Source organism: Halomonas sp. Ps84H-12, from assembly GCF_024124725.1.
In the GTDB taxonomy this organism is placed as follows: domain Bacteria; phylum Pseudomonadota; class Gammaproteobacteria; order Pseudomonadales; family Halomonadaceae; genus Vreelandella; species Vreelandella aquamarina.
The window spans coordinates 39,523-46,549 of the sequence record NZ_JAMXSJ010000031.1 but is presented as its reverse complement, the minus strand read 5'-3'; the positions used below and the strand labels follow the sequence as shown (position 1 = coordinate 46,549).

Below are 7,027 nucleotides of genomic sequence, written 5' to 3'. Positions count from 1 at the left end.
TCTTGCTGGAATTAGCGAAGGAAACATGCACCAGCAGTAGGTGAAGCATCAACCAGATAATCCGATGAGATGCCGGTCTGTCTCACTCTCATGCAAAGGTAAGATCAACCATTTAATCCGCTTACCCGATTTTTTATCACTCAGCGAGCCTGGCCCATGATGGAACTCAATCTTATTGATGCGCAGTTTATCCCTTTCGTTGTGGCAATTACGCTGCTATCGATAAGCCCAGGGGTAGACACGCTCTTGGTGATCCGTAATACAGCGCGAGGCGGGATTCGGGACGGGGTGGCCACTAGCGTAGCGATTTGCTGCGGCTTGTTTGTGCATGCCACCGTTTCTGCGTTAGGGATTTCATTCATTCTGCTGCAGTCGGCTTGGGCGTTTAATATGCTGAAGCTGGCAGGGGCGGCATATCTGATTTGGCTGGGTATCACTAGTCTGCTGGCAGCTCGCCAGGGAACACCGCTGCCGGTGAAAGGTGTTATGAAGGAGTCCATGCCAGTGCCGCTTTGGCAGCCGATCAAAGAGGGGCTTCTTTCGAATGTGCTGAATCCTAAAACCGTGATTTTCTATATGGCGTTTTTGCCGCAATTTATCGCACCCACCGACCCTGCGCTGCTGAAATCACTCTGGCTGGCAGGCGTACATTTTGTCATTGCTAATATCTGGCAGATCAGCGTGGTGCTGATGGTGGGAGGCGCCAGCAAATGGCTGGCCAGCGCGCGCTTTGCACAAACCCTGAATGCGGCCACGGGGGCGGTGCTGGTCATGTTCGGGCTGCGGCTGGCGCTGGAGCAGCGCCCGGTGTGACCGGGCGCGGGAGGGGAGCGGAGACAGGCTTAGCGTTGAACCAGCGCGCGGTCGTAGCGAACGCTCTGCTCGCTGTCGTTCAATAGCGAAACGCCTTCACTGCTACCGCCGTTGGCCAGGCTCTCGAAGATGACCCGATAGCTCAGTACGGCCTGCACGTAATCGCGGGTTTCGCGGAAGGGGATGCTCTCCACGAACAGGTCGAACGACTCCATGCTGTTGCTGCCCAGCCACTGGTCTACGCGACCAGGGCCTGCGTTATAAGCGGCAGTCGCCGCTAAGCGGTTGCCCTGATAGCGTTCTAACTTGTCGCGAAGGTAAGTGCTACCCAGGCGAATATTCAGTTCAGGCTCCAGTACGCCATAAGGCCCGGGGTCGTTAAGCCCCAACTGGCGGCTCACCTGCGCGGCAGTGCCCGGCATTAACTGCATTAAGCCACGTGCACCTGCAGGAGAGAGGGCAACCGGGTTATAGGCGCTTTCTCGGCGAGTGATTGCCATCAGCAGATAAGGGTCAACGCCGGTTTGATGACCCCAAGCCAAAAAGTCATCGCGGTAAGCGGGTGGAAAGCGCCACTCCAACGCATCCCACATCTCGCCAGCAATAGTGGTTTGTACCAGCCGGGCATGCCACTGCTGCTGGGCAGCGTAGTCGGCGAGGGCACGAGCCTGGTAAGGCGATGCTTCGCGCACGGCATGCAGCCACTCGCTGTTGGCCAGGCCCTCTTCGCCAATACGCAGCAGCGCTTGCGTTCGCTGTACGGCGGGCAGTCGCGCGATATCCTCGCGGGTGGCTTCGTCGAAGTGGTGGCGCTCGTGGTTGAGTCGGTACGGTTGGCCGATTTTCTCAGCGGCGGCAAAGCCATAGAAACTACGGTCCTGGGCAGCCTGCTGGTAGCGCGCCTGAGCAGCTTCCTGATTACCCAGCTGTTCGTTGGCACGCCCCAGCCAGTACTGCCAGCGGCTGCTCTCTTGCTGGCTGGAAGGCATTTCAGCAATCCAGTGCATCACCTCTGTCCACTGGCGGTCTGCCAAGGCGCGACGTACGCGCAGCTCCAGCACGCGTTCGCTCTCTAGAGAGGGCAGCACACTATCGACCCAGCCCAGAGTGCCAGGTACATTGCGTACAAGGGCATAGAACGCCAGTTCCTCATCGATCACTTGGCGCTCTAGCGACGTTAAGTTCAAGCGCGGCGAGAGCTGCTGCCAAGCGGCGAAAGCGGTAGGCGTGTCGTCTCGGGTCAGGCGCTGCATGGCGGCTTGGTAGAAAGCCGCCGTGGCTCTGCACTCCGGGCCTAGGCAGGTGGGGGCGCTGGTGATAGCCCTGGTGTTGTTGCTGACCGCGTCCACTGTGTCGAGGGCCGTTTGCCACTCGCTGCTCAGTAGTCCGCCTAGGTAGTTACTCAGGCGCGATTCGCCCGCTTGCCAAGCTAGCATCTTGCGTTCCCAGATGGCGGTCGCATCGATAGTGCCATCGGCCCGTAGGCGGTTGAAAAGGGGGTCACAGGCATCGGGCTGTGAGCTGCCTACTCGCCAAAGCGCCAAGCCCGCGCGGCGCGACTCTTCTGGGGCACGGTCGATGAGCGCCATGTAGTAGTAACACTGACGTGCCGTTCCAGCAGGCTCGCCATCGGCGACGGTGAGTAGATCGCCGTAACGTCCTGCATGACCATATTTGGCAATGGCTTGGCCGCGCATCCATTCCGATAGCGGAGAGTCGGCATGCTGTTCGATGAACTGCAGCACTTGACTGGCGGCCACGTTGGGCAACTGGTTGCGTAAGCGGTGATAGGTGACATAACCGCTGAGTATGTGTCCTTCGATGGCGCGCTCATCGATGTGTTGCCACTGCTGCTGGCGTGCGGCGTTGAGCGCATCACGCATAGCGTCATCAGTGGCTGCCCAACTCCCCGTCGGTAGGCCGATGATGGCTGCTGCGCATAGAGTGCGAAGGGTAGAACGTAATGGCGTAGCCGGCATGGCACTCCCTCTTGCTCGCTGGTAGGGTCAAAGGCGCAATAGTGAACTATACGGACAAGTGAACTATACGCACAGATAAGGTTCTGACAATCGTGACACTAAGAGGATTCGATAACGATGGCACGATTATCCGTTTGGGGATTGTTTCGTCGATTGAAAACACGCGTATGGGCCGTTAAACGTATCGCCCGTGCGCTCAAGCTATTTTTACCCATGACCCGCGATGTGCTGAAAGGAGATTTCAGGCCGATTCCCTGGTCTGCGTTTGGCACCATGGCGCTGGCGTTGGCCTACCTGGTCATGCCATTCGACCTGATCCCCGACTTTTTGGTGCTGCTAGGAGTGGTCGATGACGTATTGATCGTAGGCTGGTTACTAAACCGCGTCGATACGCAGTTGGCCGACTATCGCGCTTGGAAATCGGCTACTGAGGCAGCCACCGCTTCTTCACGCACACCTTCTTGAAATCCCTTCACTTATCCCCATATTGAGTTCACTACCTTTTCCGCCTCTGCCTGTGGGCAGAGGCGTCAAGCAACACGTGATCAATGAGGGCTAAGCGCATGACGACTGCGACCCATGAAGAAACTCTTGGCTTTCAGACGGAAGTCAAACAGCTCCTGAATCTAATGATCCACTCCCTGTACTCGAATCGGGAGATTTTTCTACGCGAGCTGATTTCCAACGCCGCTGATGCCTGTGACAAGTTACGCTATGCCGCACTCGATAACGACGCTCTATACGAAGGCGATAGCGAGCTGCGTATCGAGATCGAGCACGACCGCGACGCCAACACCATCACGCTGCGCGATAATGGTATCGGCATGAACCGCGAAGATGTGATTGCCAACTTGGGCACCATCGCGCGTTCCGGTACGGCAGAGTTTTTGAAGCAGCTCTCCGGCGAGCAGCAAAAAGACGCCAAGCTGATCGGTCAGTTCGGGGTTGGTTTCTATTCGGCCTTCATCGTGGCCGACGAAGTGGTCGTACGTACTCGTAAAGCGGGCACCGCCGCATCTGAAGGCGTCGAGTGGCGCTCCAAAGGCGAAGGCGAGTTTACTGTTGCCGACATCGAGCGTGACGCTCACGGCACGGAAATCACCCTGCATTTAAAAGACGATGCAAAAGAGTTCGCCGACGACTACCGCCTGCAAAGCTTGGTGCGCAAGTACTCTGACCACATCGAAGTGCCGGTGCGTATGCCCAAGGTCGAAACCGCCAAGGATGACGACGGTAACGAGATCGAAGGTAGCGAAGTGACGACGTGGGAAACTGTCAACGAAGCTACCGCGCTGTGGGCGCGCCCGAAGAGCGAGATCAGCGACGACGAGTATAAGGCGTTCTACAAGCACGTTGCCCACGACTTCAGTGACCCGCTTACCTGGAGTCACAACAAAGTCGAGGGTAAGCTCGAGTACACCAGCCTGCTCTACGTGCCGGGCCGCGCACCGTTCGACATGTTCGACCGTGATGGCTCGCGCGGTGTGAAGCTTTACGTGCAACGTGTCTTCATCATGGATGATGCCGAGCAGTTCCTGCCCCTCTACCTGCGTTTCATCAAGGGTGTGCTGGATACGCGCGATCTCTCATTGAACGTCTCCCGTGAGTTGCTGCAGCAGGACCCCAAGGTCGACAAGATCAAAGGGGCGCTCACCAAGCGTGCGCTGGACATGCTCAAGAAACTGTCCAAAGATAGCGAGCAGTATCAAACGTTCTGGAACACCTTTGGCAGTGTGCTGAAAGAGGGCCCAGGTGAAGACTTCGCTAACCGCGAAAAAATCGCCGGCCTGCTGCGCTTTGCTTCCACGCATACCGACACGTCCGCCCAGGAGCATTCTCTGGCCGAATACGTCGAGCGCATGAAGGAAGGTCAGAAGAAGATCTACTACGTGGTGGCGGATAGCTTCAATGCCGCGAAGAACAGCCCGCACCTGGAGATTTTCCGCAAGAAAGGTATCGAGGTGCTGCTCCTCTCCGATCGTATCGATGAGTGGCTGATGAGCCACCTGACCGAGTTCGATGGCAAGTCTTTCGCCGACGTGGCCAAAGGCGAGCTGGACCTGGGCGATGTCGAAGACGAAGCCGAGAAAAAAGCCCAGGAAGAGACGGCCAAGGCGAAGGAAGATCTCGTAAAGCGCGTCAAAGAAGTGCTGAGCGATGGCGTTCAAGAGGTCAAAATCACCCACCGCCTGACCGATTCGCCCGCTTGCGTGGTATTGCCCGAGCACGAGATGGGCTACCAAATGCGCCGCATTATGGAAGCCGCAGGCCAGAAGCTGCCGGAGGTGAAGCCCATTCTGGAGCTCAACCCCAACCATGCCCTAGTGGCCCGTTTGGAAAATGCAGAGGGTGATCTATTTGGCCAGTTAGCCCACATCCTTCTGGATCAGGCGATCATTGCCGAGGGCGGCCATCTGGACGACCCGGCTGCCTACGTGAAGCGCCTCAATAGTGTGTTGACGGCTTAATGCCCTAAGCTCGCTAGTCGCGGCCCGCTTGGTTGACCAAGCGGGCCGCTTGTTTTGTTAAGATAGTGCTTATCAAAATGGGGGTTGAGGCCCACCGTTACGTAAAAGAACTCAGGACATGGCTATGGCAGAGCAGCAAAGTAACGTCGCGGTGCTGGGGGGCGGGAGTTTTGGTACCGCGCTGGCCAGTATCGCCGCCGACAATGGCGCTAACGTGCGTCAATGGTTGCGCGACGAGGCGCTGGTCGCGCAGATCAACCGAGAGCACCGCAACGGCCGCTATCTTCCCGACTATGCGATCAACCCTGCCGTCACCGCATTGACCGACTTGAAATCGGTGCTGACGGGTGCCGAACTGGTGCTGATTGCCATCCCGTCGAAAGCGTTTCGCAGCGTGGTGCAAGCGGCCAAGCCCTGGCTCTCGCCCGAACAAATCCTGGTCAGCACCACCAAAGGGATTGAGCAAGATGGCTTTTTACTGATGAGCCAAGTGCTGGAGCAGGAGACCGGCTTCCCCCATACTGGCGTCATTGCAGGGCCTAATTTGGCCTCCGAGATTGCTGACAAGCAGTTGACCGCCACGGTGATCGCCAGTGCGGATGCGCTAACGCGCACTCGAGTACAGCAAGTGCTGGGCTGTCGCTATTTCCGCGTATACGCCAGTAATGATCGTCACGGCGTGGAGCTGGGGGGCGCATTAAAGAATATTTACGCCATTGCAGCGGGCATGGCCGCGGCGCTGGGGATGGGGGAGAACACCCGCAGCATGCTGATGACCCGAGCGCTGGCCGAGATGAGCCGTTTCGCCGTTGCCCAGGGGGCCAACCCCATGACGTTTCTTGGTTTGGCAGGCGTGGGCGACCTGATCGTCACTTGCTCGTCTAACTTGTCGCGCAATTACCGCGTGGGCCATGCACTGGGTACGGGGCTGTCGTTAGAGGAAGCGGTGGCTGCGCTTGGCCAAGTGGCGGAAGGCGTCAATACCGTCAAGCTGGTCTGCGCAAAAGCGCGCGAGATGGGGGTTTATATGCCGTTGGCCGAAGGGTTGAATCGTGTGCTCTTCGATGGGGTGCCCGCACAAGAAATGGCGAGTACGCTCATGATGGGAGAGCAGAGCAGCGATGTGGAATTTATCCTGCCCCGGGAAGCGGTTCAGCAGGCGCATCGCGAGCAGGCCCACCAGGGCCAACACAACAGCGGAGGTTGCGATGAATAGCGGTATGAATAGCGTATTGATTATGCGCCATGGCGAAGCCGCCCCAGGTTTTCCAGACCACGCCCGACTGCTGACGCCCAGAGGGGAGCGCGAGGCCGAGACCATGGCCCGCTGGCTGGCATCGCGCGTTGAGCAGGGCGAGCTGACGCTGCCAATGCTCTACGCAAGCCCCTATGTGCGCGCTCAGCAAACCGCCCAGCGGATTAGCGATGCCTTGGGCGTGCCGCTTAACACGCTGTCATTTATTACCCCGGAAGACCCGCCGAGCGATGTGAGCGAGTGGTTGCTCACTCATCGTGATGACGCGCCGATTATGCTGGTCAGCCACATGCCCTTGGTGGGCGACTTGGCTGGGTTGTTGGTCGAAGGCACGCCAAGCCAGGGCGTTGGCTTCCCCACGGCGGCCATTGTCGAGCTAGAGGCTGACGTCTGGGCGGCGGGCTGCGCGCAGCTTAAGCGCTTTACCCAGCCTAGCCAGCTGTCCTAATCATAAAAATCAGCCATAAAAAAAAGCGGCTGCCGAAGCAGCCGCTTGTGGTCTATCACCGCAC

6 protein-coding genes are annotated in these 7,027 nt (G+C 58.1%); 5 read left to right on the top strand and 1 reads right to left on the bottom strand.

Translation table 11 applies throughout. The annotated features are described in order from the left end of the window. The first annotated feature begins 156 nt into the window (after nt 1-156). Nucleotides 157-813, top strand: a complete 657-nt coding sequence (locus tag NH344_RS14385; protein WP_044629929.1) for a LysE family translocator — start codon at nt 157-159, stop codon at nt 811-813. Between the two features lie 29 nt (nt 814-842). Here NH344_RS14385 and NH344_RS14380 read toward each other — a convergent pair whose 3' ends face one another. After that, nucleotides 843-2,792, bottom strand: coding sequence for a transglycosylase SLT domain-containing protein (locus NH344_RS14380; protein ID WP_044629930.1), 1,950 nt, complete (start codon nt 2,790-2,792; stop codon nt 843-845). A gap of 117 nt (nt 2,793-2,909) precedes the next feature. On the opposite strand from NH344_RS14380, the gene NH344_RS14375 reads away from it, so the two are divergent. From NH344_RS14375 to sixA, 4 genes are all read left to right on the top strand, one after another. Next, nucleotides 2,910-3,257 carry a YkvA family protein gene (locus NH344_RS14375; protein ID WP_044629931.1) on the top strand — a complete coding sequence of 116 codons (348 nt, stop codon included), beginning with the start codon at nt 2,910-2,912 and terminating at the stop codon, nt 3,255-3,257. A 98-nt stretch (nt 3,258-3,355) separates the two neighbouring features. Beyond that, nucleotides 3,356-5,260, top strand: coding sequence for a molecular chaperone HtpG (gene htpG, locus NH344_RS14370; RefSeq protein WP_044629932.1), 1,905 nt, complete (start codon nt 3,356-3,358; stop codon nt 5,258-5,260). Nucleotides 5,261-5,384: 124 nt separating this feature from the next. After that, nucleotides 5,385-6,476, top strand: a complete 1,092-nt coding sequence (locus NH344_RS14365) for an NAD(P)H-dependent glycerol-3-phosphate dehydrogenase (RefSeq protein ID WP_044629970.1) — start codon at nt 5,385-5,387, stop codon at nt 6,474-6,476. Then, nucleotides 6,469-6,963, top strand: coding sequence for a phosphohistidine phosphatase SixA (sixA, locus tag NH344_RS14360; protein WP_240312644.1), 495 nt, complete (start codon nt 6,469-6,471; stop codon nt 6,961-6,963). The genes NH344_RS14365 and sixA overlap by 8 nt, the downstream gene beginning before the upstream one ends. The last annotated feature ends 64 nt before the right edge of the window (nt 6,964-7,027 follow it).

Bases quoted from the DNA above. Each gene is read 5' to 3' on its own strand.
- NH344_RS14385 (WP_044629929.1), top strand. From the start codon at position 157: ATGATGGAACTCAATCTTATTGATGCGCAGTTTATCCCTTTCGTTGTG.
- NH344_RS14380 (WP_044629930.1), bottom strand. From the start codon at position 2,792: ATGCCGGCTACGCCATTACGTTCTACCCTTCGCACTCTATGCGCAGCA.
- NH344_RS14375 (WP_044629931.1), top strand. From the start codon at position 2,910: ATGGCACGATTATCCGTTTGGGGATTGTTTCGTCGATTGAAAACACGC.
- htpG (WP_044629932.1), top strand. From the start codon at position 3,356: ATGACGACTGCGACCCATGAAGAAACTCTTGGCTTTCAGACGGAAGTC.
- NH344_RS14365 (WP_044629970.1), top strand. From the start codon at position 5,385: ATGGCAGAGCAGCAAAGTAACGTCGCGGTGCTGGGGGGCGGGAGTTTT.
- sixA (WP_240312644.1), top strand. From the start codon at position 6,469: ATGAATAGCGGTATGAATAGCGTATTGATTATGCGCCATGGCGAAGCC.